Consider the following 23,934-nt stretch of genomic DNA (forward strand, 5'->3'; position numbering starts at 1 on the left):
CCGGCTTTGCCGGTCCGCTGGTGGCGCCCCCCTGGGGGGGAGTGCCGGAGGCGCTGCGGGGGGGGGCCATCAGAACGCGATGCCGACGCTCAGGTGCATGCGAACGCGCTTGACTTCCTCGCCGTAGGCGAGGTCGACGCGCAGCGGCCCGACCGGGCTGCGCCAGCGCAGGCCCAGGCCGTAGCCCCAGGCCGGCGTCAGCGCGTTCCAGCGGTTGGCGGCGTTGCCGGCGTCGACGAACGCCGCCCACCACAGCGAGGGCATGCTGGCCGAGACCGGCCGGGCGATCTCGGCGCTGCCGGTGAACAGCATGCGGCCCGAGCTGACCTCGCCGTCGACCAGCGGGCCCAGCGTGCGGTAGGCGTAGCCGCGCACCGAGTCGTCGCCGCCGGCGCGGAACATCAGCGTGTCGGGCACGCCCACGCGGTCGGCCGCGAAGATCTGCCCGGCCTCGAGGCGCAGGCTGCCGTACCAGGCGCTGCCCAGCGGCCGGTACAGTGTGAGGCGGCCGTAGCCGCGCCCGAAGGGGCCGTTGTCCAGCGTCGAGTTGCGCGAGCGCCCGATCGCCGATTGCAGCGACAGCGTGTAGCCGTCGGTGGGCAGCAGGATGCTGTCGAGATCGCGGTAGATCCAGTGGTAGTTGGCCGTCACCGCCTCGCTGCGCGTGCGGCCGGCCGGGTTGTCGACGCGCGCGTGCGTCAGCTCCAGGAAGTAGGTGCGCTCGATGCGCTGCGAGTCCTGCGTGCGGCCGATCCGCCCCGTCCACGCGGTGCGCACCTCGTCGCCGGTGCTCAGCCGCTCGGCGTGGCCGGCGACGAGGTTGCGGTACAGGTCGTCGAGCGGATGCGAGATCAGCTCGCCGGTCCACGACTTGAGCGTCGAGCCGATCTCGAACTTGTTGGTCGCCACCCAGTTCAGCCCGAAGGGCCGGCGGTGGCGGTGCTCCAGCGTCACGCGCGGGCCGGTGTTGGCGCTGACGCCCACGCCCACCGTCGCCTGCTGCAGCGTCAGCTCGTGCACGCGCACGCGCACCGGCGCGGCGGCGGCCGCGGCCGGGTCGGACAGGTCGGCGTCGAGTTCGACGGTGGCGCTGTCGAACAGCCCGAGCTTGACGATGCGCTCCTGGTAGTCGAGCAGCAGCTTCTCGCTGTAGGGCTGGCCGGCGGAGAAGGTGGCCAGGCGCCGCACCGCGCTCTCGTCGTAGCGCTCCAGCCCCTCGATGCGCAACGCGCCGAGGTGGTACAGCGCCGCGCTGTCCAGCGTCACGGCCAGCGCCACCTGGTGGCGCTCGGCATCGACGCGCGCCTCGGTGTCCTTCCACGACGCCGCCGGGTAGCCCTCGGCGCGCGCGCGCGCCAGCGTGGCGGTCTTGGCCGACGACCAGGCCGGCTGGCGGAACGCCTCGCCCGGCTGCAGCGGCCAGCCGCGCCGCAGCGAGGCGAGCAGCGCGGCGGCCTCGGAGCCGGGCTGCTCGGCGAGCGTTTTCAGCTCGCCCTCGACCGCGAAGTCGACACGCTCGACGACGCTGCGGGGCCCGGGCTCGACGCGGATCTCGACCACCGGCACGCCGTCGTCGTCCACGCGCCGCACGGCCTGCACCTGCGCCGCGAAGTAGCCCTCGGTCTCGAGCAGCGCGCGCGCCTGCGCCGGCGCGGCGGCGGTCAGGCGCGTCAGCTCGCTGGCGTCGATGGCCTCGGTGTCGGGTGCGTTCTGGAAGCGCGCCAGGTCGAGGTACTCGCCCAGCAGCGCCTTCAGCGCGTCGGGCGCGATCACCTCGAGGCGGTAGGCGGCGCGGGCCGGGGCGGCGGCGCCGGCCGAGTCCTTCGCGGGCTCGTCGCGCGCGCCCTCGAGCGCCGCGCAGCCCGACAGCAGCAGCGCCAGGGCGAGCGCCGCCGCGGCGCGGGTCATTTGCTCAGCATGCGCATCGCCGACTCCAGCCCCTGCAAGGTGAGCGGGAACATGCGCTGGTTCATGAGCTGCTGCACGACGGCGATGCTCTGGCGGTAGCCCCACACGCCCTGCGGTTCGGGGTTGATCCAGGCGAACTTCGGGAAGGCCTGGGTCAGCCGCTGCAGCCACTCGGCGCCCGGCTCCTCGTTGTTGTATTCGACGCTGCCGCCGGGCTGCAGGATCTCGTAGGGGCTCATCGTCGCGTCGCCGACGAAGATCAGCTTGTAGTCCTTGTTGTACTTGCGGATCACGTCCCAGGTCGGGAACTTCTCGCTGTAGCGGCGCCGGTTGTTCTTCCACACGAAGTCGTAGACGCAGTTGTGGAAGTAATAGAACTCCAGGTGCTTGAACTCGCTCTTGGCGGCGCTGAACAGCTCCTCGACGCGGTGGATGTGCTCGTCCATCGTGCCGCCCACGTCCATCAGCAGCAGCACCTTCACCTTGTTGTGGCGCTCGGGCACCATCTTGATGTCGAGCCAGCCGGCGTTGGCGGCGGTGCTGCGGATGGTGTCGTCGAGGTCCAGCTCCTCCTGCGCGCCCTCGCGCGCGAAGCGGCGCAGCCGGCGCAGCGCCACCTTGATGTTGCGCGTGCCCAGCTCCAGCGTGTCGTCGTAGTCCTTGTACTGGCGCTGGTCCCACACCTTCACCGCCGAGCGGTTGCGGCCCTTGTCCTGCCCGATGCGGATGCCCTGCGGGTTGTAGCCGTAGGCGCCGAAGGGGCTGGTGCCGCCGGTGCCTATCATGCGGTTGCCGCCCTCGTGGCGCTCCTTCTGCTCCTCGAAGCGCTTCTTCAGCGTCTGCATCAGCTCGTCCCAGCCCATCTTCTCGATGGCCGCCTTCTCCTCGGGCGTCAGTTCCAGCTCGAGGTGCTTGCGCAGCCACTCGAGCGGCACGTCCTTCGTGAAGTCGGTGAGCAGCTCCACGCCCTTGAAGTAGGCGGCGAAGGCGCGGTCGAACTTGTCGAACTGCGCCTCGTCCTTCACCAGCGCGGTGCGCGCGAAGTAGTAGAACTGGTCGACCGAGTTGTCGATCACGCCTTGCTTCAGGCCTTCGAGCAGCGCCAGGAACTCCTTGATCGAGACCTTGAGCTTGGCGGCGCGCAGCGCGTAGAAGAAGTTGATCAGCATGGCGGGGCGGCGTCCTGCCGGCGAGGATACACGCGGCCGCGCGTCAGCGCTTCGCCGCGGGGTGGTCGTGGCGCGCGAGCCAGGCGAAGAACTCGGCGTACCAGAGCTTCGAGTTGCGCGGCTTGAGGATCCAGTGGTTCTCGTCGGGGAACCACAGCAGCCGCGCATCCACGCCGCGCGCCTTCAGCGTGTTGTAGTAGGCCAGGCCCTGGGCGTCGGGCACGCGGTAGTCGAGCGCGCCGTGGATCACCAGCGTCGGCGTCGCCATCTTCGCGGCGAAGGCGTGCGGGCTCTGCGCGTGCACGCGCGCCATGTCGTCCCAGTAGCTCGCGCCGAGTTCGCGCGGGAACCAGGTGTAGGCGTCCTCGGCGAACATGCTCACCCAGTCGAAGCAGCCGGCGTGGCAGACGTAGGCGCCGTAGCGCCCCGGCTTCACGTGCGCGTTCATCCACGCGACCAGGTAGCCGCCGTAGCTGCCGCCGCTGGCGAAGACGCGCCGCCGGTCGGCCCAGGGCTTCTTCAGCAGCCAGTTCGTCGCGGCCTCGATGTCCTGCAGCTCCAGCGCGCCCCAGCGGTGCGTGATGCTGTCGAGGAAGGCGTGGCCGAAGCCGCTGGAGCCGTGGTAGTTGACGCAGGCGACCACGTAGCCCTGCGCGGCCAGCGCATGGTTGTTCCAGCGGTAGTGGAAGGTGTCGCCGCTGGCGGCGTGCGGGCCGCCGTGGATGTTGTGCAGCACCGGGTACTTGCGGCGCGCGTCGAAGCCCGGCGGGTACACCAGCCACATCTGCACCGCGTCGCCGTTGGCGCCCTTGAAGCGCACGTCCTCGTGCGTGCCGAACCTCAGCGTGGCGAGCAGTTCGTCGTTGAAGCGCTCCAGCCGGCGCGGCGGCTCGCCGTCGCGCAGCGCGTGCAGCCGCGCCGGGTGGTCCATCGCGTCGGCCGTCACCGCGACCACGCCGCCGGCCACGTCGAAGCCCTGCACCCAGCCGCCGGGGAAGATGCGCGTCGCGCCGCGCGAGCGCAGGTCGAAGCGCCACAGGTGGTTGCGCGCCTCGTGCTCGGCGGCGAAGCACACGCCCTGCCCGTCGTCGTCCCAGCGCAGCGGGGCGTGCAGCGAGTGGTCCCAGGCGGCGCTGAGCACCTTCCAGCGCTCGCCGCGCTCCAGCAGCGCGAGCTGGCTGGGCAGGGTGTGCCTGCGGCCCTGGTGCGCGGCGAGGAAGGCGATGCGCCGTCCGTCGGGGGCGTAGCGCGGCGCGTCCATGTCCCAGCCCTTGTCCTGCGCGAGCACCGTGATGCGGCGCGTGCGCAGCTCGACCTCGGCCAGCGCGCGGCAGTTGTCCATGCGCTTCTCCTGCCCGGGGTCGAAGGCGAAGACGATGCGCCGGCCGTCGGGCGAGACGTCGAAGCAGTTCGCGTCGGGCTCGGCGCGCGAGAGTTCGTAGGGCGTGCCCTCGAACAGGTCGACCACGCGGCCGCTGGCGAGGTCGAGCAGGTGCAGGTGCGCCACGCGGCCCATCGGCACGTGGTGGTCCCAGTAGCGGTACTGCGCCTCGCTGGTGGCGTAGCCGCTTTCCTTGCGCTCCTTGAATTCCTTGAAGCGCCGCGCCTGCGCCGCGGCGCCGCGCAGCTCGGGCCAGACCCAGGCGACGAAGGCGACGCGCCGCCCGTCGGGCAGCCACTTGAAGGCCTCGATGCCGGGCGCGAAGTGGCTGGCGCGGCGCGCCTCGCCGCCGTCGGGCGCGATCGTGTAGAGCTGCGCGCCGTCGTCCTTGTGGCCCTGCTGCTCGCGCCGCGCGAGGAAGGCGATGCGCTCGCCGGTCGGCGACCAGGCCGGCTGGCCGTCCTTCTCGCCGCAGCTCGTCAGCCGGCGCGGGCCGCCGCCGAAGGTGGACAGCAGCCACAGCGAGGTCTGGCCGCGGTTCTCGTCCATCGACCAGCTCTGCAGCGCGCACACCGCCTGCGCGCCGTCGGGCGACAGCGCGGGCGCGCCCAGGCGCTCGAACTTCCACAGATCGTCGACGCTCGTCGTCTTCCTGCCGTCTGCTCGCGCCATCGCCGCCTCCTCGCGGAATCGTTCAGCGCGGCCGCGTGAGGTGCCACAGCAGCTGCGCCTTGACCTCCGGCCACTCGCCGGCGGCCAGGCTGTACATCACGGTGTCGCGCACCGTGCCGTCGCGGCGCGGCGCATGGTGGCGCAGCACCCCGTCCTTGCGCGCGCCCAGGCGCTCGATGGCGCGCTGGCTCGCGAAGTTGTAGTTGTCGGTGCGCCAGCCGACGAGCCTGGCGCCCAGCGTCTCGAAGGCGTGCTGCATCAGCAGCAGCTTGGCCGTCGTGTTGACGGCGCTGCGCTGGCGGCTCGCGGCGTACCAGGTGTAGCCGATCTCCAGCCGCTCGACCGCCGGCACGATGTCGTGGTAGCTGCTGCTGCCGATCACCTCGCCGCTGGCGCTGTCGAGCACCGCGAAGGCGAGGCGGTGGCCTTGCTCGCGGCCTCGCAGCGCGGCTTCGATGTAGGCGCGCGTGGCGCCGGGCTCGGGCACCGAGGTGAAGCGCAGGTTCCACAGCTCGCCGTCGGCGGCGGCGCGCGCGAGACCGTCCTCGTGCGCCAAGTCCAGCGGCACCAGCCGCACCGGCGCGCGCTCTAGCGTGACCGGCTCGACGGGCCGCATCAGCGGTTGTGCCTCTGCATGAACACCAGCTTCTCGAACAGCGACACGTCCTGCTCGTTCTTCAGCAGCGCGCCCACCAGCGGCGGCACGGCGACCTTGTCGTCCTTGCTCTGCAGCGCCTCGAGCGGAATGTCCTCGGCCACCAGCAGCTTCAGCCAGTCGAGCAGCTCGGAGGTGCTGGGCTTCTTCTTCAGCCCGGGCAGGTTGCGCACCTCGTAGAAGTTCCTCAGCGCCGCGGCGAGCAGCTCCTTCTTCAGCCCGGGGAAGTGCACGTCGACGATGCTCTGCATCGTGTCGGCGTCGGGGAACTTGATGTAGTGGAAGAAGCAGCGGCGCAGGAAGGCGTCGGGCAGCTCCTTCTCGTTGTTCGAGGTGATGAACACCAGCGGGCGGTGCCTGGCGCGCACCATCTCGTGCGTCTCGTAGACGTAGAACTCCATGCGATCCAGCTCGCGCAGCAGGTCGTTCGGGAATTCGATGTCGGCCTTGTCGATCTCGTCGATCAGCAGCGCCACCGGGTGCTCGGCGCTGAAGGCCTGCCACAGCACGCCCTTGACGATGTAGTTGTGGATGTCCTTGACGCGCGCGTCGCCGAGCTGCGAATCGCGCAGCCGGCTCACCGCGTCGTACTCGTACAGGCCCTGCTGCGCCTTGGTGGTGCTCTTGACGTGCCATTGCAGCAGCGGCATCTTCAGCGCGGCGGCCACCTCCTCGGCCAGCATCGTCTTGCCGGTGCCGGGCTCGCCCTTGACCAGCAGCGGCCGTTTCAGCGTGATGGCCGCGTTGACCGCGAGCATCAGGTCCTGGGTGGCGACGTAGTTCTCCGAACCTTGGAACTTCATGAGCGCGGTGCCTTGGGGCGGGAAAGTGCGGTCGGGCCAGTATATCGGCGCCCCTATAATCGCCCGCTGACCCCGAAACATGCGCCCCGATTGACGATGAACAAAGCCCTTTCGACCATCTTCGTGTTGGCTGCCGCCGCGTTCGCGGGCGGCGCATCGGCGCAGGACGCACAGGCCGGCGAGAAGAAGGCCGCGATGTGCATCGGCTGCCACGGCATCCCCGGCTACCAGGCCAGCTTCCCCGAGATCCACAAGGTGCCGATGATCTCGGGCCAGGGCGCCAAGTACATCGTCTCGGCGCTGACCGCCTACAAGAAGGGCGAGCGCAAGCATCCGACGATGCGCGGCATCGCCGCCTCGCTGAGCGAGCAGGACATGGCCGACCTCGGCGCGTTCTACGAAACCAACGGCGGCCCGGCCGCCAACGCCGCCGCCGCCGCGCCCACCCCGCCGGCCCAGGTGGCCGAGCTGCTGACCAAGGGCAACTGCGCCTCGTGCCACGGCGAGAACCTGAACAAGCCGATCGACCCGAGCTACCCCAAGCTGTCGGGCCAGTACGCCGACTACCTCTACGTGGCGCTGCGGGCCTACCAGACCGACCACAACAGCCAGGTGGGCCGCGCCAACGCGATCATGGCCGGCATGGCCAAGCCCTTCAGCCACGCCGAGCTGAAGCTGCTGGCGGGTTACCTCGCCTCGCTGCCGGGCGACCTGAAGACCGTGCCGGAGTCGCGCTTCCGCTGAGGGTTCGCGCGCCGATGCAAGAAGCCGCTGGGGTCCAGCGGCTTTTTTGTTCCACGATGACTCCAGCCCGGTAGTTCGCTGACCCGGGGCAACATGAACATCCAGCCGGCCTTAGCCGAGCGGCCGGACCTGCCGGTGCGGATCATCGTCAACCGCGACTCGCACACGCTGGAGGCGTTCATAGCGGGGGATCGAGGATTCTCCGCTCGACTTCGTGTAGCGCAGAGCATCCACGACGAGCGAAAAGGCGGGTGAAGGTTGCCGCCTGCTGGGGTGGTAAAGGTAGTAGCCGGCAAACGGGGTGCACCAGTCCTCCATCACGCGAACCAGTCGGCCTTGCTCGATGTGCGGCGCGAATTCTTCCTCCGGCAGCCATGCGATGCCGAGGCCGGCCAGCGCCGCATCCACCATGTTGGGCGAGGTGTTGAAAACAAGCTGCCCATCCACGCGCACGTTGACTTGCCGGCCCCGCTTCTGAAAATCCCAGACGTACAGGCCGCCGCCTGACTGCATCCGCATGTTGATGCAGTTGTGCTTCATCAGATCCTGCGGGTTCTTCGGCTTGGGGTGCGCCGCGAAGTAGGCGGGTGAGGCGACCACGGCCATGCGTAGCTGCGGGCCGATCGGCACGGCGATCATGTCCTTGTCGATGGTGTCGCCCAGCCGCACGCCAGCGTCGAAACGGTCGGCCACGATGTCGCGGAAGCCGTAGTTCACGTCGAACTCCACCTTGATGTCGGGATACTCGCGCAGCAGGGGCGCCAGCCTGGGCAGCAGTGTCGTTCGCAGCACATGATCCCCGCAGGTGATCCGCACCGTTCCCGCCGGCTTGTCGCGCATCTCGGTCAACTCGTCCAATTCGGCGTCGATTTCGTCGAAGCGGTGGCCGATGGCTTGCACGAGCCGCTCGCCCGCCGCCGTGGTCGCCACGCTGCGCGTCGTGCGCGTGAGCAGCCGAATCTTCAGTCGTGTCTCCAGCCCGCTGATGGCCTGACTCAATGCCGACTGCGTGACGCCCAGCAACCCCGCCGCGCGGGTGAAGCTGCCTTCCCGTGCCACCGTGACGAAGTAAAGGAGGTCGTTGAGGTTGCGTTTGACCATGATGAATTCAGTTTCTCACGAAGACTGATTAGTCTGGCTTATATGGTCTTTAATTGTTCATTAGCTAGTCAAGCGCACCTTCCGTCGCGAAGATGCAGGGCATGAAAAAAGGCAGTTCTGCGCGCCGCCAGCAGCTTCATCGCGCGGCGCATGCATGCTGCCTTCCCGAGTTGAGCAGGAAAGGAATTCACCGTGATCGAGAGCCATGAAGCCGGCTGCGCCGTTCTCCAAGATGAGGCTGACGTGGGCCGCCGCAGCTTGCTGAAGATGACCGCCACCGGAATGGCCGCCGTGGGTGTCGGGGCGGTTGCCATGCGCCCGGCATTTGCACAGTCGCAGGCGACGCTGAGCACTCGATGGGACAAGACGTTTCCCAAGAGCGACAAGGTTGACCACAAGAAGGTCACGTTCAAGAACCGCTACGGCATCACCTTGGCGGGCGACCTGTACCAGCCGAAGAACCCCAGCGGAAAGCTCCCCGCGATTGCCGTGGGTGGCCCCTTCGGCGCCGTGAAGGAGCAGTCGTCGGGTCTCTATGCGCAGACGATGGCGGAACGCGGCTTCGTAGCGCTGGCTTTCGATGCCTCCTACACCGGCGAAAGTGGTGGCGAGCCGCGCAACGTGGCCTCGCCCGACATCAACACCGAAGATTTCAGCGCTGCGGTGGATTGCCTTGGTCTGCAACCCCATGTTGACCGTGAACGGATCGGCATCATCGGCGTCTGCGGCTGGGGCGGCATGGCGCTGAATGCTGCGGCGGTGGACAAGCGCGTCAAGGCCGTTGTCGCCAGCACCATGTACGACATGACGCGCGTCATGTCCAAGGGCTACAACGACAGCGTGACCCTGGCGCAGCGCACGCAGACGCTGGAGCAACTCAGCCGGCAACGCTGGAAGGACGCGGACAGCGGTGCCTCTGCCTACCAGCCGCCCTACAACGACTTGAACGGCGGCGAGGCGCAGTTCTTGGTCGAGTACCACGACTACTACCGCACGCCGCGCGGCTACCACCCGCGTGCGGTCAACTCCGGCAACGCCTGGACGGTCACCACGCCGCTGTCGTTCATGAACATGCCGATCCTCACTTACATCAAGGAGATTTCGCCGCGCCCGATCCTCTTGGTTCACGGCGAGAAGGCGCACTCGCGCTACTTCAGCGAAACCGCCTATGCGGCGGCGGCGGAGCCGAAGGAACTGGTGATCGTTCCGGGCGCGAATCACGTTGACCTGTACGACCGGAAGGACAGGATCCCGTTCGACAAGCTGACGGCGTTCTTCAAGCAACACCTGGCTTGAGTGGCGCAGCATCCGATGAGCTGAACCACGTCAGCGCCACATCCATGGCCGCGCCCGTCCGGATCGACTGACGCGGCCATTCTCTTGAGCCTGCGGGCACAGAGCAACAACGGATTTCATGACAGATCAAGCCCGCAGTACCTGCACTGGCGCCACATCGACCTCGAAGGAGGCACGCGCAGAACCCGCCCACTGGAGCGGCGTCTTTGCGATGACGCTGTGCGTGTTCACACTCATCGCTTCCGAATTCCTGCCCGTCAGCCTGTTGCCGCCCATTGCGGACGACCTCCGTGTCACCGAAGGGCTGGCCGGTCAAGGCATCGCCATCTCCGGCGCTTTCGCAGTGCTGACCAGCCTGTCGATTCCGGCGCTGGCGGGCAGCATGAACCGCAAGACGCTGCTGCTGGCGCTGACCGCGCTGATGGGCATTTCCGGCGCCGTCATCGCGCTGGCACCGAACTATCCGATCTACCTGGCCGGCCGCGCGCTCATCGGCGTGGTCATCGGCGGCTTCTGGTCGATGTCGGTTGCGGTGGCGATCCGGCTGGTGCCCGCCAGCTCGGTGCCGAAGGCCCTGGCGATCTTCAATGGCGGCAATGCGCTGGCCACCGTCGTGGCGGCCCCGCTGGGCGCCTGGCTCGGTTCCGTCATCGGCTGGCGGGGGGCGTTCTGGTGCTTGGTGCCGGTCGCGCTGCTCACGTTCGCCTGGCAATGGATCGGCCTGCCAGCCATGAAAGCCGACGACCGAGCGCCTGGCTCCGGCAATGTGTTCAAGCTGTTCAGGAATCGAGCTGTTGCGCTGGGTATGGGTGGTTGCAGTCTGTTCTTCATGGGCCAGTTCACGCTTTTCACGTATGTGCGCCCGTTCCTCGAAACGGTCACGCGCGTCAACGTGGCCACGTTGTCGCTCGTCCTGCTCGCCATCGGCGTCGCGGGATTCATCGGCACCGCCCTGATTGGCTTGATTCTCAAGCGCTGCCTCTACGGCACGCTGGTGGTGATTCCGATCCTGATGGCCGTGGTCGCCCTGATCCTGATCCCCGTGGGGGCCTGGGCCGTACCCGTCGCGGCACTGCTGGCCCTGTGGGGCCTGCTTGGCACGTCAGCGCCCGTGGGCTGGTGGAACTGGATCGCTCAGGCCATGCCCATGAGCGCCGAGGCGGGCGGCGGGCTGATGGTGGCAGTCATCCAGTTGTCGATCGCCTTGGGTTCCACGGTGGGCGGCATGTTGTTCGACGCGAGCGGCTACCAAAGCACCTTCGCCGCCAGTGCGGTGTTGTTGCTGATCGCCGCGTTGCTCACGTTCATGGCGTCATGGTCGGCAGCAGCCAAGACGGCTTGAATCCAAGGAACCATGACCATGGGTAAATTCCACCGAATCCTGGGCCTGCACGGCACGAGCCTGCTGCTCAGCTTGCCGGTGCCGGGCGCCTGCGAAGCCGGCCAGCCCTCGGCGCTGGGCAGTCCTCTCATCGCTACCGTCCCGCAGACTCGGGCACCACTCGAAAATCCCAGAGAGTCACGCATGTGGATGAGCGTCGGCGAACAACGATTCGCCATCACCCTGGCCGACAGCGAAGCCGCCCGTGCGTTCGCGGCACTGCTGCCGCTGACGCTGGACATGGAAGAACTCAATGGCAATGAGAAGTACGGGCAGTTGCCCAAGGCATTGCCCACGAACGCCAGTCGGCCGGGAACGATCCGCAATGGGGATTTGCTGCTCTATGGCTCGGATACCCTGGTTGTCTTCTATGCGACCTTCAGCTCGAACTACGCGTACACCCGCATCGGTCGCGTGGACGACCCCGCTGGTCTGGCCGCCGCGCTGGGATCGAAGGGCGTGCGCGTGGCATTTGCTAGCCAGTGAGACTCAGGCCGAGCAAGACTCGACAGCGGAACTGTTGCTGCTGCGACCGCCCGGCTAGGGTCCAGCCCGTCCCCCCGCCAGATCGTCCAGGATCGGGCAGTCCGGCCGCTCGTCGCCGTGGCAGCAATGCGCCAGGTGCTGCAGCGTGCGCTGCATCGCGCGCATCTCGGCTATGCGGCGTTGCAGATCATCGGCGTGCGCCAGCGCGATGCGCTTGACGTCCTTGCTGCTGCGCCGGCGGTTGCGCCACAGGCCGAGCAGGGTCTCGATCTCGGGCAGGCCGAAGCCGAGGTCGCGCGCGCGGCCACAGCCGCAGGCACCGTGCCTATGGGCATTTCGGCATTTCTGCTGGCGGGGTGGTTCTCTTGCGCTCTTCGTACGCCCTCTTCAATTCTTCGATTCGCTTGGCTGCGGCGCCCCTGAACTCAAATCTGCTCGGAGTCAGCATGCGTATGGGAACGCCCTTTTCTTTCAGAATCAGTTCGTAGAGCTTTCGGTCCGAGCAGTTCTCAATTTCCGCCGTTGCGTATGACTCGAATACAGCAAGGAGATAGACCACCCAAACGACGGCGAGCACTGCAAGCGCAAAGCCGAACTTCGCCCAACCTGGGGCACGAGTCATTTGCAGCCGCACGACTTCGCCCAATTGACTAACTCTGGGGAGCGCGGCGAGCTGCGCAGCGGATCAAACGAAGCGTAACCAGCCTGCGGATACCAATAGCTCATCGTGTAGCTATTGAACTGTGCAGTTCCGTACTGCTGGCCAATCAGATTGCCTTCTCGTCCGTTGTCATTCTTCATCGGATGCATCCACCACTCCGACGAGGTAGCCTTCTTAATGATCGACTCCTTCTTGTCGTCGTCGGTACATTGATACGTCCCGGACACCTCTCGTGTCTGACCTCCCCACCATGTGTCCTTGGCCATCAAGTCCTCCTTGGTGCCAAGAACAGCTATGCAACTACATAGCCCCCAAGGATCCGCAAAAGAGATCGGATTCCCACCCACATATGCGTAGGTATTGATCCCTCCGGCCAGCCCGATGGGATCCGGCTGCGTGTACCGCCCCGTGCTCTCGTCGTAGTACCGATTCCAGTTCTGCCACAACCCGCTCTCGGAGTCGTAGTACTGACCCGGGAAGCCGACGTTCATTCCGCCGATGGTGTCGACGGCGATGCTGCGGTCGAAGGGCGCATTGGCGGCGCGCCACGCGATTGCTCCTGCCGCGTTCGTCAGCACCTCCGGTCGCCCGATCTGGTCGTTGTGGCTGGCATAGAACTGCCCGCCGCGCGCGATGCCCAGCAGTTCTGCGCCGATCCACACATACGCTGTCGTGTTCGGCCCGACCTCGTACAGCAGTTCGCCGCCCGGCCCGTAGCCGTAGGCCGTGCCGGTGCCCGCCACGCCGCGGTAGACGCGCTGGTTCAGCGCGTTGTTGCGGTAGTCGCCGGTGAAGCTGCCATTGACCGTCAGGCCGGTCATCCCGTCGCCAAGTCGTAGCATCAGACGACTTGGAAATCGGCCTCTTTGCACACCCAAGGTCGATAGCTGCAGACAAAGAAGACATACCGGTCGTTTGCTGTGAGGCTCGAATTGTCAGCATCGAGCTTCCGAAGGAACTGGACCTTTGCCGCTGCTACAACGGCGCGATGGCCTTGCTGCAAAGTTGCAGCGGACATCGAGCCCGTTACGAGGTCAAGCCTCCCGACCTTGAACCCTGCTGCCATGTACCAGTGCAAACCAGCAACCAGCAACAAACAAAGAGCTACGCAGCCGAAGACAGCGGCCCCCATCCCATCCGCGCTGGCATTGAAGTAGAGCCAAGTTTTCCATACGGCATAGAGACCAAGAACGAAAGCCCCGCCGCCCAAGGCCGCAAACACTTTCCAACGAGTATCAGGGTTCATTTGCCGCATCCACATTTTGCTTCGCTCGCGCCCATTCGATTGCCGGCTAGGCCCACCGCAGCAGAGAGTCCCGACCCGGGCAGGCCTGCAGCAGCACGTTGTGCCACTTGACTTCCCATCGAGCCAGAAAACTGCGTTCCCCATGCACCAGGGGATACCACGCCTCCAAGCGCTCCGCCCAGAGCGGAACCAGCAATAGCACCCCCGTTCACCCCCGTGAAGCAGGGGTCGCCGATGCTCTGCATCTGTCCAAGAGCATTGCCAATCGCACCTGTTGCTGCACGCAATGCCGATTGCCCGAGGATTGATGAGCCAATCCATGCGCCGGTTCCACCTACGAATACCCCGGATGCAGCACCTAGCAAAGCACCGCGCCAGACGTTCCCGCCGGTCGCTGCTGCACCTAGCCCGCCACTGATGCCGCCAATGATGCCGCCGGCAACGGCTCCCGGAATGCCAAACTCGCCCGTCGGGTCAATCAAGCTAACCGGATTCCCGCCCACATATGCGTAGGTATTGGTGAGCAATCAATCAAGGGCGACGCTTGACAAAACCGACACTCAAGAATGCGGCAACCAGCAGCACAACACCCCATATGCGCCAGGACTCTTCGACTGTTTCATGACTAGGGAATCGACCGATGGCCGCAGCCAATGCCAAGCACAATCCGCCACCAATGACATACGCAAGCCACGATCGCCCCTTCGACGTCTCACCGCCTGGGCGACGCAAGTATCGAAGCGTTCCGCCAGCGACGATACCGAACAGCGAATGGAGCAGAAGATAGGTCAACATCTACCTTCCTCTACCTGCCGCAGGTACAACTACCACTACCGCCGGAGGAACGGACACCCCCGGCATTGGAGGGCATCCCAAGGTTGAGTGCAGCACTCGTGGCAATTGCGGCGGTAGTGCCGACACCTTGGCTGGTCACGCTGGCCAAACCGATGCCAGTGCTCATTGCGGTCAGGTTGCCTACGCCACCGCTGATTCCGCCGACAACTCCTTGAGCGACCACCTGTCTCCCGCTGAAGGAGCCACCACTCACGAGTTGACCTGCCGCGTTCCCTGCTCCCCCGGCCAAAGCATTTCGCGCAGCCGCTGCGAAGATCGTCCCTCCAACCGGCACCGCAGCGGAGGCCGCTCCGACTGCAGCACCAACCGCCGCACCTTGAAGCAAACTGCCACCCGTCGCACAAGGATCGTTCAAGGCTCCTATTAAGCCGGAGATTCCACCGATCACTCCGCCCACAACGATGTGTGCGAACTGACCATCAGGGTCTACATAACTAATCGGATTCCCGCCCACATATGCGTAGGTATTGATCCCGCCCGCGAGTCCAATGGGATCCGACTGCGTATAACGCCCAATGCTCGCGTCGTAGTACCGATGCCAGTTCTGCCATAACCCGCTCTCGGAGTCGTAGTACTGACCTGGGAAGCCGACGTTCATTCCGCCGATGGTGTCGACGGCGATGCTGCGGTCGAAGGGCGCATTGGCGGCGCGCCACGCGATTGTTCCTGCCGCGTTCGTCAGCACCTCCGGTCGCCCGATCTGGTCGTTGTGGCTGGCATAGAACTGCCCGCCGCGCGCGATGCCCAGCAGTTCTGCGCCGATCCACACATACGCTGTCGTGTTCGGCCCGACCTCGTACAGCAGTTCGCCGCCCGGCCCGTAGCCGTAGGCCGTGCCGGTGCCCGCCACGCCGCGGTAGACGCGCTGGTTCAGCGCGTTGTTGCGGTAGTCGCCGGTGAAGCTGCCGTTGACCGTCAGGCCGGTCAGCCGGTCGAAGGCGTCGTAGGCGTAGCTGCGCGAGCCGTCGCTGCGGCTCTCGGTTGTCAGGTTGCCCGCCGCGTCGTAGCCGAACGAGCGCGTCAAGCCTGGGCTGGTCCATGCGCTCAGGCGATTGCTTCCTGGATCCCGGGTGATGCCATAGGTCACGCCTTGGCGAAAGTGTGATTTGCGGTTGCCGTTCGTGTTGTAGCCGAAAGCCTGAGCGTCAGTCCCGGCAACCCAACCCAGTCGACCGGTCTGGTCGTACCCATAAGAAGCGCTCAGATCAGGGTAGAAGGCGTCGCTGCGCGAGTCGATTTTGTCTATGTTGCTGTAGCCGAGGCTCACGTTCTGCGCGCCGCCGCCGGTCAGTTGCGCGACCCGACCGTCGCTGTCGAGTGTGATCAGGCGCGGAAGGTTGTTGCCGAAGCGCCAAGCGTAGCGCCAACCGCCCGCAGGTTGGTAGAGGAACGAGTCGGCGAGCGTGGACCAGGCGCCGCCGAGATTGCTGTAAACCCCGCTGAGCTGCCCGTAGCCGTCGTAACCGAAGCTCAGACTCAGCCCTGTGGGGTAGCTCATCGACACCAGGCGTCCGGCCGTGTCATAGGCCCAGCCCGTACTGAACGTATTGCCGTAGACGTTGGTGACCTGCTGTATCAGTTCTCCGGCTGCGCTGTACGCGTAGGTGGTCTGCCCAGTCGCGTCGTTCAGCCGCGTTAACCGCCCCTTGCCATAGGCGCCCTCATCGTAGGTGCGGCTTTCCGTGACGCCCCCTGACGTTCTGGACGTCGGGCGGTTCAAAGCATCGTAGGTATAGGCGATCACCTTGCCGTTCGCACGCGATTCGCTTGCCAGGCGACCTCCGGCGTCGTAGTCGAAGGTCGTGGTGCCCGTGTCCGGGCTGATCTGTGTAGTGACATCTCCGAAGCCGTTGTACCTATATTCGGTGACCAGCCCTCGGGGGTCGGTAACCTTCCACAGATTGCCGTCGGCGTCATACGTGTACACAGTCGCCCCGTCGATGCCGGTCGACGTCGTCGCGATGCGATCAAGCTCGTCGTAGGTGTAGGTTGTGAGGTGGCCTCTTGCGTTCTTCACGCTGGTGATATTGCCGTTGTTGTCGTAGCCATAGGTGAGCAACTGACCACTGTTTCCGGGCCGTTGCAGAAGGCGCCCGAGGCTGTCGCTGATCTGGCTGGCATAGAAGCTGCCGCCGGCCGTCGCGACCGGCGTGGAGCCGGACAAGCCCGGCACATGCCGGGCCGACGCGACGCTCGTGCTGCGGGTCGGAACGTCCAGCCCGAGGCTGACGGCTTCGCCGGCGAAGCTGACGGAAACGAGCCGCCCCGCGCTGTTGTAGTTGTAGCCCACGGCGCCGTAGCCGCTGGCCTGTACCGAGAGCGGCAGGTTCCACCCGTTGTAGGTGGAAGTGACGCTGCGGCTGCCGTTGGGCAGTCCGGTGGCGGTGGAGATGACGTTGCCGCGCGCATCGTAGGCGAGCGTCGTGACGACACCGTTCGGGTCGATGACCATCCGTGGCTGGCCGTAGCCGTTGTGATCGCCGAAGGTCGTCGTGTGGCCTGCGGCGTTGACGATCGAGCTCACGTAGCCGGACGAGCCGTAGTTGACGACGGTGGTCGCAGTGGCCGAGCCCAGATTGACGGTCGTGGTCTTCGAGGCCAGGACGTTGTTGGAGTGATCGGTGTAGGCGATCGTCTGGCTGCGCACCTTGCCGGTTCGCAGATCGGTAACGCTGATTCCCGTGACGCGCCACTTGGCGTCGTAGGTATAGGCGGTCTTGCGGAAGGCGCTGCCGTTGCCACCCCAGACATAGGCTTCGGCCAGTTGCGAGCCGGCGCCCCACACATAGGTTTCACGAAAGGCTTGACCGGTTGAGGATGCACGGATGCGCTGTGTGAGCTGGCCGTTGGCGTTGTAGGTAAGGTCGGTTTTGGTGCCGCGCCAATCAAGTGTGTAGTCGATGAAGCCATTGGCGTCATAGACTTTGCTAGCGGCGGCCGACGGGCAGGTGCTGGTGGCCGAGCGGCTCACGGCTGTCAGCCGCTTGAAGCTGCTGGTGACTGCCTGGAAGGTGTAGCTGGTGGGTTGGCCAAGCTCATCTGTCACCGTTGTGACATTGCTGCCGTAGACGAAAGTGGACACGTCTTCGCCGTTGTCCTTGCCGCTGCTGACGACGCGGCGAGACGAGTCGTAGGCATAGCGAGTGGAGCGCACGCCGTCGATCGAGATGCCGGTCAGCAAGGTGGCGTCGCCGCTGTGCTCGTAGTGGTAGGTGCGCGCGCCAGGGGTTCCCGCTGGCGGCGTCACCTGCGAGAGCAGTCCAGTCGCGTTGTAGGCGTAACTCCAGACGCGGCTGTTTGGATCGGTGACGGTGATGACGCGGCCGCTCGACCAGCCGAATGTGACACTGCGTCCCGATCGGTGCACGACGGAGGCGAGCTCTCCATTCGCGTTGTAGTTGTACGTGAAGAGGGTTTGGCCGTCTTGCAGAACGTCGACGAGCCTGCCCGTCCCCACGAGGCCCGTCCATGTGGTGTTGTAGCGATAGGTTTTGTTGTCAATGACGACGGTGATGTATCCGCCCGCATTCGTCACATAGCCCCAGGTCGTGCCGTCGCTGGATGTGCCGTTGGGTCGGTAGACGCCGTTGTGCTGGGTGTATGACTTCTGCGTTCCATCGGGCAGCGCAAATGTCACCCCCACCATCGGGTTCGCACAATTGGGCGGAGATGTCGGAGGGCAGGGGCCTCTCAGAAGGCTGAGCTTTGGGGCTTCCAGCGAAGAGGACCAGCCCAACCCAAACTGACCGGAAAATGTGCTGCTGGATCGGTATGTTCTCGTGAAAGCCAGCCCTGCGTCGGTGAAGTCCTTGAAGTCTTCTTCCGGTTGGACTTTTTCGCCTGTGGCAATGATGACTGGATTGCCCGCCGTCGGCGACTTGTCGCACGGATCGGATGGCGCATTGACGGTGCTGTCCGGCGCGCTGCGTGGGGCGCCCCCCGGGGGCCAGAAGGCCCCCGCGGATACCCGGGCCACTGTGGTCCCCAGGACGACTCATCGTCGTTCAGGCGCGTGTCCCGGACTTCCACGCACAGGTGTCTCCAATGAGGGTCGAATAGCTCACACGAGTTGGATCGAGCCAGAGCGGTATCCGGGAGCAATGCTCCAACACAGACCATGAAATAGAGAAGGAGTGCCTCGATGATGCGAGGCTGCAACCGATATCCCTTCACAGGGCCCTCCAGTGCGTTCACCTGTTATTGGCTTGCGCACTTGCAGCGCTGGCTGAGCGCCCAGTCTACCGAGGGCCTGGACTTAAATGCAAGTAATTCTCATCAAGATGGGAGCTTGCCGGCGATTGCAGCCTCGGCCGTGTCAGCCCGTCCCCCCGCCAGATCGTCCAGGATCGGGCAGTCCGGCCGCTCGTCGCCGTGGCAGCAATGCGCCAGGTGCTGCAGCGTGCGCTGCATCGCGCGCATCTCGGCTATGCGGCGTTGCAGATCATCGGCGTGCGCCAGCGCGATGCGCTTGACGTCCTTGCTGCTGCGCCGGCGGTTGCGCCACAGGCCGAGCAGGGTCTCGATCTCGGGCAGGCCGAAGCCGAGGTCGCGCGCGCGGCGGATGAAGCGCAGCGTGTGCACCGTGGCCTCGTCGTACTGCCGATAGCCGGCTTCGCTGCGCGGCACCGCCGGCAGCAGGCCGAGCGATTCGTAGTGGCGGATCATCTTGGCCGACACCGCCGACTGCCTGGCCGCTTCGCCGATGTTCATCGTTCCTCCGGCTTCCAGCGCTTGAGCAGCAGCGCGTTGGTCAGCACGCTGACGCTGGACATCGCCATCGCCGCGCCGGCCACCACCGGGTTGAGCATCCCGAGCGCCGCCAGCGGAATGCCGACCACGTTGTAGAAGAAGGCCCAGAACAGGTTCTGGCGGATCTTCGCGGTCGTGCGGCGCGAGATGTCGATGGCCTGCGCCACCAGCGCCGGGTCGCCGCGCATCAGCGTGATGCCGGCGGCCTGCATCGCGGCGTCGGTGCCGCCCTGCGCGCCGGCCATCGCCATGCCCACGTCGGCGGCGGCCAGCGCGGGCGCGTCGTTGATGCCGTCGCCCACCATCGCCACCTTGGCGTGGCCGTCGCCCTGGTCGCGCAGCGAGGCCACCACGGCGGCCTTGTCGCCGGGCAGCACTTCGGCGCGCACGTCGTCGATGCCGAGCGCGCGGCCCACCGCGTTGGCGCTGCCGGCGTTGTCGCCGCTGATCAGCAGCGTGCGGATGCCCAGCCGCTTGAGCGTGGCGATCGCCTCGGCCGCGCCGGGCTTGAGCGTGTCGCCGAAGGCGAGCAGGCCCAGCAGTTGCCACGCGCCGTTCGCGTCGCGGCTGGCCAGCCACGAGACGGTGCGGCCTTCGGCCTGCAGTGCCTGCGCGCGTTCGGCCAGCGCGCCGCGCGCGATGCCCAGCTCGTCCACCAGCCGCGTGCTGCCGAGCTGCAGCTCGCGCCCGTCCACCGTGCCGGCGATGCCGCGGCCGGGCAGGGCGCGCAGCGCGCTCGCGCTCGCGCTCGGCCCGCCGGGCTTCGCCTCGGCCAGCACGGCGGCGGCCAGCGGGTGCTCGCTGCCGGCTTGCAGCGCGGCGGCCAGCGCGACGAGGCCGTCGCGGTCCAGGCCCGCCTGCGGCGCGGGCTCGGCCGCCGCCAGGCGCGGCCGGCCTTCGGTGAGCGTGCCGGTCTTGTCGAAGGCGACCACGCGCACCGCGTGCGCCAGTTCGAGCGCCTGCGCGTCCTTGATCAAAATGCCGCGCCGCGCCGCCGCGCCGGTGCCGACCATGATGGCCGCCGGCGTCGCCAGGCCCAGCGCGCAGGGGCAGGCGATCACCAGCACCGCCACCGCGTTGAGCACGCCGCGCGCCCAGTCGCCCGTGGCCAGGCCCCAGGCGGCGAGCGTGAGCAGCGCGATGCCCACCACCACCGGCACGAACACCGCGCTGATCTGGTCGACCAGGCGCTGGATCGGCGCCTTGCCGGCCTGCGCCGACTCCACCAGCCGCACGATGCGAGCCAGCGTCGATTCGGCGCCCACCGCCTGCGTGCGCACCAGCAGCAGCCCCTCGGCATTCAGCGCGCCGCCGGTGATGCGGTCGCCGGGCTGCTTGGCCACCGGCAGGCTCTCGCCGGTGAGCAGCGATTCGTCGGCGTGGCTGCGGCCTTCTTCCACCGTGCCGTCGGCCGGGAAGCGTTCGCCGGGGCGCACCACCACGAGGTCGCCCACCGCCAGTGCCGCCACCGGCACCTCGAGGTCGACGCCGTCGCGGCGCACGCGCGCGGTCTCGGGGCGCAGCGCGTGCAGCGCGCGGATCGCGTCGGTGGTCTGGCGCTTGGTGCGCGCCTCCAGCCACTTGCCCAGCAGCACCAGCGTGATCACCACCGCGGCCGATTCGAAATACAGGTGCGGCATGCCGCTGCGGTCTTGCCACCACAGCCACAGGCTCAGGCCGTAGGCGGCGCTGGTGCCCAGCGCCACCAGCAGGTCCATGTTGCCGCTGCCGGCCCTCAGCGCCTTCCAGCCGGCGCGGTAGAAGCGCGCGCCGAGCCAGAACTGCACCGGCGTGGCCAGCAGCCACTGCACGAAGGGCGAGAGCATCCAGTGCCGGCCGAACAGCTCGCCGAGCATGGGCAGCACCAGCGGCAGCGACAGCGCCGCGGCGAGCGCCACCTTCCAGCCGTCGTGCGAGGCGGCGGCGGCCGGCGGCGGCGCGTCGGGCAGCAGCAGCTTGGCTTCGTAGCCGGCCTTGTGCACGGCGGCCAGCAGCGCCGCGGCGCCGGCTTCGTCGGCGCCGCGCTCCACGTGCGCCTGCTCGGTGGCGAGGTTCACCGTGGCGCTGCGCACGCCGGGCACGGCCTCGAGCGCGCGCTCGACGCGCGCCACGCAGCTCGCGCAGGTCATGCCCTCGATGCTCAGTTCGAGGGGCGGGGGCAGGGCGGTGTCGGTGTTCATGCTGTCCAGTCTGTACCTTGACATCATGTCAGGGTCAAGCAGGGACTGACTTGACCTTGCCACGATGTCAGGGTTCATCATCGCGCCATTCCCGCAACCCGACGGAGCCCACGATGATCGAACTGACCCTTCCCGACATGACCTGTGGCCACTGCGTCAAGAGCGTCACCGGCACGGTGCAGAAGCTCGACGCGAACGCGCAGGTGCAGTGCGACCTCGCCACGCACACGGTGCGCATCGAGACCACGCGCAGCGCCGAGGCCGTCAGGCAGGCGCTGGCCGACGAGGGCTACCCGGCGCGCTGAGCGCGGCGAGAAGCGCGCGCCCTACACTGCGGCCTCTTCTCGACCCGAAGGAGTGGACCGCATGCTTCGCCTCATCGCCGTCGCCGTGCTCGCCGCGGCCGCCTCGTTCGCCCACGCGCAGACGCTGCGCTGGGCCAGCCAGGGCGATCCGCAGACGATGGACCCGCATTCGCAGAACGAGTCCCTGACCAACATGATGAATGCGCAGGTCTACGAGAAGCTCGTCAACCGCGACAAGCGGCTGGGCATCGCGCCCGCGCTGGCCACCGAGTGGCAGCAGGCGGGGCCGACGCTGTGGCGCTTCAAGCTGCGGCCGAACGTCAGGTTCCACGACGGCACGCCGTTCACGGCCGACGACGTGGTGTTCTCGATCGCGCGCGCGGCCGAGAAGACCTCCAACATCAGCCAGTACGCCACGGCCGTCGGTACGCCGCGCAAGGTCGACGAGCTGACGGTCGAGTTCCAGCTCGCCGCGCCGAACCCGATCTTCCTGCAGCACATCGAGACGCTGTTCATCATGAGCCGCGCCTGGAGCGAGAAGAACAAGGTGACCCGGCCGCTGGACTTCAAGAACAAGGAAGAAAGTTTCGCGGCCCTGAACGCCAACGGCACCGGCCCCTACATGCTGGCCAGCCGCGCGCCCGGCATCAAGACGGTCTACAAGCGCAACCCGAACTGGTGGGGCCGCTTCGAGGGCAACGTGCAGGAGATCGTCTACACGCCGATCGGCAACGACGCGACGCGGCTGGCGGCGCTGGTCTCCGGCGAGATCGACTTCGTGCTCGACCCGGCGCCGCGCGACGTGGCCCGGCTGCGCAACACCGCCGGCGTGAAGGTCATCGACGGGCCCGAGAACCGCATCGTCTTCATCGGCATGGACCAGTTCCGCGACAAGCTGCTGTACGGCAGTGTGCCGGGCGACAGGAACCCGTTCAAGGACCCGCGCGTGCGCCGCGCGCTGTACCAGGCCGTCGACATCGAGACGCTCAAGACCAAGCTGATGAACGGCCAGAGCGTGCCCACCGGCGGGCTGACGCCCTCGCCGCTGGGCGCGTACAACGACGCCGCGATCGAGGGCCGGCTGCCCTACGACCTCGCCGCCGCGCGCAAGCTGATGGCCGAGGCCGGCTACGGCGACGGCTTCGAGGTCACGCTCGACTGCCCGAACAACCGCTACGTCAACGACGAGGAGATCTGCATCGCGCTGGCCGGCATGTGGGCGCAGTTGAAGGTCAGGGTGAAGGTCAACGCGCAGCCGCGCGTCACCTACTTCCCCAAGCTCGAGAAGCAGGACACCAGCATGTACATGCTCGGCTGGGGCGGCTCGATCACCGACGCCGAGACCACCTTCACGCCGGTGCTGCGCAGCCGCGGCGACAACGGCGTGGGCGCCTGGAACTTCGGCGGCGTGAAGAACGACAAGTTCGACGCGCTGGCCGCGCAGTCCAGCGTCGAGCCCGACGCCGCCAAGCGCGAGGCGCTGGTGAAGGCGGCGCTGCGCGAATACAAGGAGCGGGTGCACGTGATCCCGCTGCACCGCCAGGTGGTGCCGTGGGCGGCGCGCAGCAACGTCAATGCCGTGCACCGGCCCGACAACTGGCTCGAGGTGCAGTGGGTCACGGTCGCGAGGTGACCGCCCCAAGGTCCGGGCCTTGCCCGGCCCGCCCCCCAAGGGGAGCGCAAGTCGCCCGGCAAAGCCGGATCAACTTGCGAGGGTGATGGCGATCGCCGTCATCACGAGGGCGATCGCCGCATCCAGCACGCGCCAGGCGGCCGGCCGGGCGAACAGCGGCGCGAGCAGCCGCGCGCCGTAGCCGAGCGAGAAGAACCACACCAGGCTGGCGCTGGCCGCGCCGGCGCCGAAGGCGAAGCGCTCGCCGGGCGGCCGCTGCGCGGCGATCGAGCCGAGCAGCACCACGGTGTCGAGCCAGCAGTGCGGGTTCAGGTAGGTGAAGGCGAGGCAGGCCGCCAGCGCGGCGCGCAGGTTCGTCACCGCGCCGCCTTGCAGCGACAGCGCATGCGGCGAGAACGCGCGCCGCGCCGCCAGCGCGGCGTAGGCCAGCAGGAAGGCGGCGCCGCCCCAGCGCGTGAGCGCCAGCAGCGCCGGACTTTCCTGCACCCAGCGCCCCAGGCCGAGGGTGCCCAGCGTGATCAGCAGCGCATCGGACAGCGCGCACACCAGCACCACCGGTAGCACGTGCGTGCGCGCCAGCCCCTGGCGCAGCACGAAGGCGTTCTGCGCGCCGATCGCGACGATCAGCGCCGCCGAGGTGGCGAAGCCGGTGAGGAAGACGGGGGCCATGGGTCGGCGATGCTGCCCGGGTGCGCGTCGAAGATCCAGC

The 23,934-nt window shown here is 67.2% G+C and carries 18 protein-coding genes and 2 pseudogenes; 6 read left to right on the forward strand and 14 right to left on the reverse strand.

Features of this window, described 5'->3' with window-relative positions:
• Positions 1–69: 69 nt before the first annotated feature.
• The 5 genes from QM792_RS05590 to QM792_RS05610 are packed head-to-tail and all read right to left on the reverse strand — an operon-like array spanning position 70 to position 6,588.
• The gene (locus QM792_RS05590; protein ID WP_415148332.1) at positions 70–1,908 is read right to left on the reverse strand and encodes an autotransporter assembly complex protein TamA; all 1,839 of its coding nucleotides are present in this window, start codon (positions 1,906–1,908) and stop codon (positions 70–72) included.
• Positions 1,905–3,077, reverse strand: coding sequence for a vWA domain-containing protein (locus QM792_RS05595; RefSeq protein ID WP_415148334.1), 1,173 nt, complete (start codon positions 3,075–3,077; stop codon positions 1,905–1,907). Before QM792_RS05595 ends, QM792_RS05590 begins: the two co-directional genes overlap by 4 nt.
• 43 nt (positions 3,078–3,120) lie before the next feature.
• On the reverse strand, positions 3,121–5,130 hold the full coding sequence (locus tag QM792_RS05600) for a S9 family peptidase (protein ID WP_415148336.1): 2,010 nt from the start codon (positions 5,128–5,130) through the stop codon (positions 3,121–3,123).
• A gap of 22 nt (positions 5,131–5,152) precedes the next feature.
• The gene (locus QM792_RS05605; RefSeq protein ID WP_415148338.1) at positions 5,153–5,746 is read right to left on the reverse strand and encodes a GNAT family N-acetyltransferase; all 594 of its coding nucleotides are present in this window, start codon (positions 5,744–5,746) and stop codon (positions 5,153–5,155) included.
• Positions 5,746–6,588, reverse strand: coding sequence for an AAA family ATPase (locus QM792_RS05610; RefSeq protein ID WP_415148340.1), 843 nt, complete (start codon positions 6,586–6,588; stop codon positions 5,746–5,748). The genes QM792_RS05605 and QM792_RS05610 overlap by 1 nt, the downstream gene beginning before the upstream one ends.
• A gap of 96 nt (positions 6,589–6,684) precedes the next feature.
• Here QM792_RS05610 and QM792_RS05615 point away from each other — a divergent pair, with 96 nt between their 5' ends.
• Positions 6,685–7,332 (forward strand): c-type cytochrome, encoded by a 648-nt coding sequence (locus tag QM792_RS05615; RefSeq protein WP_415148341.1) that lies wholly within the window; start codon positions 6,685–6,687, stop codon positions 7,330–7,332.
• Between the two features lie 111 nt (positions 7,333–7,443).
• Here QM792_RS05615 and QM792_RS05620 read toward each other — a convergent pair whose 3' ends face one another.
• On the reverse strand, positions 7,444–8,433 hold the full coding sequence (locus QM792_RS05620; protein ID WP_415148343.1) for a LysR family transcriptional regulator: 990 nt from the start codon (positions 8,431–8,433) through the stop codon (positions 7,444–7,446).
• 267 nt (positions 8,434–8,700) lie between these two features.
• Here QM792_RS05620 and QM792_RS05625 point away from each other — a divergent pair, with 267 nt between their 5' ends.
• The 3 genes from QM792_RS05625 to QM792_RS05635 all read left to right on the forward strand — a co-directional run bounded on the left by QM792_RS05625 (position 8,701) and on the right by QM792_RS05635 (position 11,596).
• Entirely contained in the window at positions 8,701–9,729 is a 1,029-nt protein-coding gene (locus tag QM792_RS05625) for an alpha/beta hydrolase (protein ID WP_415151586.1), read from the forward strand.
• Between the two features lie 211 nt (positions 9,730–9,940).
• Complete coding sequence (locus QM792_RS05630; RefSeq protein ID WP_415148344.1) at positions 9,941–11,071, forward strand: MFS transporter; 1,131 nt, start codon at positions 9,941–9,943, stop codon at positions 11,069–11,071.
• 18 nt (positions 11,072–11,089) lie between these two features.
• On the forward strand, positions 11,090–11,596 hold the full coding sequence (locus QM792_RS05635; protein WP_415148346.1) for a cyclophilin-like fold protein: 507 nt from the start codon (positions 11,090–11,092) through the stop codon (positions 11,594–11,596).
• Positions 11,597–11,650: 54 nt separating this feature from the next.
• Here QM792_RS05635 and QM792_RS05640 read toward each other — a convergent pair.
• From QM792_RS05640 to QM792_RS05670, 7 genes and pseudogenes are all read right to left on the reverse strand, one after another.
• Positions 11,651–11,899, reverse strand: a pseudogene (locus tag QM792_RS05640) (MerR family DNA-binding protein); the annotation flags it as partial.
• A 315-nt stretch (positions 11,900–12,214) separates the two neighbouring features.
• Positions 12,215–13,078, reverse strand: coding sequence for an RHS repeat-associated core domain-containing protein (locus QM792_RS05645; protein ID WP_415148348.1), 864 nt, complete (start codon positions 13,076–13,078; stop codon positions 12,215–12,217).
• A gap of 20 nt (positions 13,079–13,098) precedes the next feature.
• On the reverse strand, positions 13,099–13,503 hold the full coding sequence (locus tag QM792_RS05650; RefSeq protein ID WP_415148350.1) for a hypothetical protein: 405 nt from the start codon (positions 13,501–13,503) through the stop codon (positions 13,099–13,101).
• An 805-nt stretch (positions 13,504–14,308) separates the two neighbouring features.
• Complete coding sequence (locus tag QM792_RS05655) at positions 14,309–17,995, reverse strand: RHS repeat-associated core domain-containing protein (RefSeq protein WP_415151587.1); 3,687 nt, start codon at positions 17,993–17,995, stop codon at positions 14,309–14,311.
• A gap of 87 nt (positions 17,996–18,082) precedes the next feature.
• Positions 18,083–18,334, reverse strand: a pseudogene (locus QM792_RS05660) (DUF6531 domain-containing protein); the annotation flags it as partial.
• A gap of 299 nt (positions 18,335–18,633) precedes the next feature.
• Positions 18,634–19,068 (reverse strand): Cu(I)-responsive transcriptional regulator, encoded by a 435-nt coding sequence (gene cueR / locus QM792_RS05665; protein ID WP_415148352.1) that lies wholly within the window; start codon positions 19,066–19,068, stop codon positions 18,634–18,636.
• Positions 19,065–21,287 carry a heavy metal translocating P-type ATPase gene (locus tag QM792_RS05670; protein ID WP_415148354.1) on the reverse strand — a complete coding sequence of 741 codons (2,223 nt, stop codon included), beginning with the start codon at positions 21,285–21,287 and terminating at the stop codon, positions 19,065–19,067. Before QM792_RS05670 ends, cueR begins: the two co-directional genes overlap by 4 nt.
• A 113-nt stretch (positions 21,288–21,400) precedes the next feature.
• Here QM792_RS05670 and QM792_RS05675 point away from each other — a divergent pair, with 113 nt between their 5' ends.
• Together QM792_RS05675 and QM792_RS05680 are read left to right on the forward strand one after the other, a co-directional pair.
• On the forward strand, positions 21,401–21,592 hold the full coding sequence (locus QM792_RS05675; RefSeq protein ID WP_415148356.1) for a heavy-metal-associated domain-containing protein: 192 nt from the start codon (positions 21,401–21,403) through the stop codon (positions 21,590–21,592).
• Positions 21,593–21,653: 61 nt separating this feature from the next.
• The gene (locus QM792_RS05680) at positions 21,654–23,225 is read left to right on the forward strand and encodes an ABC transporter substrate-binding protein (protein WP_415148357.1); all 1,572 of its coding nucleotides are present in this window, start codon (positions 21,654–21,656) and stop codon (positions 23,223–23,225) included.
• Positions 23,226–23,294: 69 nt separating this feature from the next.
• Here QM792_RS05680 and QM792_RS05685 read toward each other — a convergent pair whose 3' ends face one another.
• Positions 23,295–23,894 carry a LysE/ArgO family amino acid transporter gene (locus tag QM792_RS05685; protein ID WP_415148359.1) on the reverse strand — a complete coding sequence of 200 codons (600 nt, stop codon included), beginning with the start codon at positions 23,892–23,894 and terminating at the stop codon, positions 23,295–23,297.
• Positions 23,895–23,934 lie beyond the last annotated feature (40 nt).

This window comes from Piscinibacter sp., assembly GCF_047600445.1.
Lineage (GTDB): Bacteria > Pseudomonadota > Gammaproteobacteria > Burkholderiales > Burkholderiaceae_C > Piscinibacter.

Excerpts from the sequence above, each read along its gene's own strand:
- QM792_RS05590 (WP_415148332.1), bottom strand. The coding sequence starts at position 1,908 with ATGACCCGCGCCGCGGCGGCGCTCGCCCTGGCGCTGCTGCTGTCGGGC.
- QM792_RS05595 (WP_415148334.1), bottom strand. The coding sequence starts at position 3,077 with ATGCTGATCAACTTCTTCTACGCGCTGCGCGCCGCCAAGCTCAAGGTC.
- QM792_RS05600 (WP_415148336.1), bottom strand. The coding sequence starts at position 5,130 with ATGGCGCGAGCAGACGGCAGGAAGACGACGAGCGTCGACGATCTGTGG.
- QM792_RS05605 (WP_415148338.1), bottom strand. The coding sequence starts at position 5,746 with ATGCGGCCCGTCGAGCCGGTCACGCTAGAGCGCGCGCCGGTGCGGCTG.
- QM792_RS05610 (WP_415148340.1), bottom strand. The coding sequence starts at position 6,588 with ATGAAGTTCCAAGGTTCGGAGAACTACGTCGCCACCCAGGACCTGATG.
- QM792_RS05615 (WP_415148341.1), top strand. The coding sequence starts at position 6,685 with ATGAACAAAGCCCTTTCGACCATCTTCGTGTTGGCTGCCGCCGCGTTC.
- QM792_RS05620 (WP_415148343.1), bottom strand. The coding sequence starts at position 8,433 with ATGGTCAAACGCAACCTCAACGACCTCCTTTACTTCGTCACGGTGGCA.
- QM792_RS05625 (WP_415151586.1), top strand. The coding sequence starts at position 8,701 with ATGACCGCCACCGGAATGGCCGCCGTGGGTGTCGGGGCGGTTGCCATG.
- QM792_RS05630 (WP_415148344.1), top strand. The coding sequence starts at position 9,941 with ATGACGCTGTGCGTGTTCACACTCATCGCTTCCGAATTCCTGCCCGTC.
- QM792_RS05635 (WP_415148346.1), top strand. The coding sequence starts at position 11,090 with ATGGGTAAATTCCACCGAATCCTGGGCCTGCACGGCACGAGCCTGCTG.
- QM792_RS05645 (WP_415148348.1), bottom strand. The coding sequence starts at position 13,078 with ATGACCGGCCTGACGGTCAATGGCAGCTTCACCGGCGACTACCGCAAC.
- QM792_RS05650 (WP_415148350.1), bottom strand. The coding sequence starts at position 13,503 with ATGAACCCTGATACTCGTTGGAAAGTGTTTGCGGCCTTGGGCGGCGGG.
- cueR (WP_415148352.1), bottom strand. The coding sequence starts at position 19,068 with ATGAACATCGGCGAAGCGGCCAGGCAGTCGGCGGTGTCGGCCAAGATG.
- QM792_RS05670 (WP_415148354.1), bottom strand. The coding sequence starts at position 21,287 with ATGAACACCGACACCGCCCTGCCCCCGCCCCTCGAACTGAGCATCGAG.
- QM792_RS05675 (WP_415148356.1), top strand. The coding sequence starts at position 21,401 with ATGATCGAACTGACCCTTCCCGACATGACCTGTGGCCACTGCGTCAAG.
- QM792_RS05680 (WP_415148357.1), top strand. The coding sequence starts at position 21,654 with ATGCTTCGCCTCATCGCCGTCGCCGTGCTCGCCGCGGCCGCCTCGTTC.
- QM792_RS05685 (WP_415148359.1), bottom strand. The coding sequence starts at position 23,894 with ATGGCCCCCGTCTTCCTCACCGGCTTCGCCACCTCGGCGGCGCTGATC.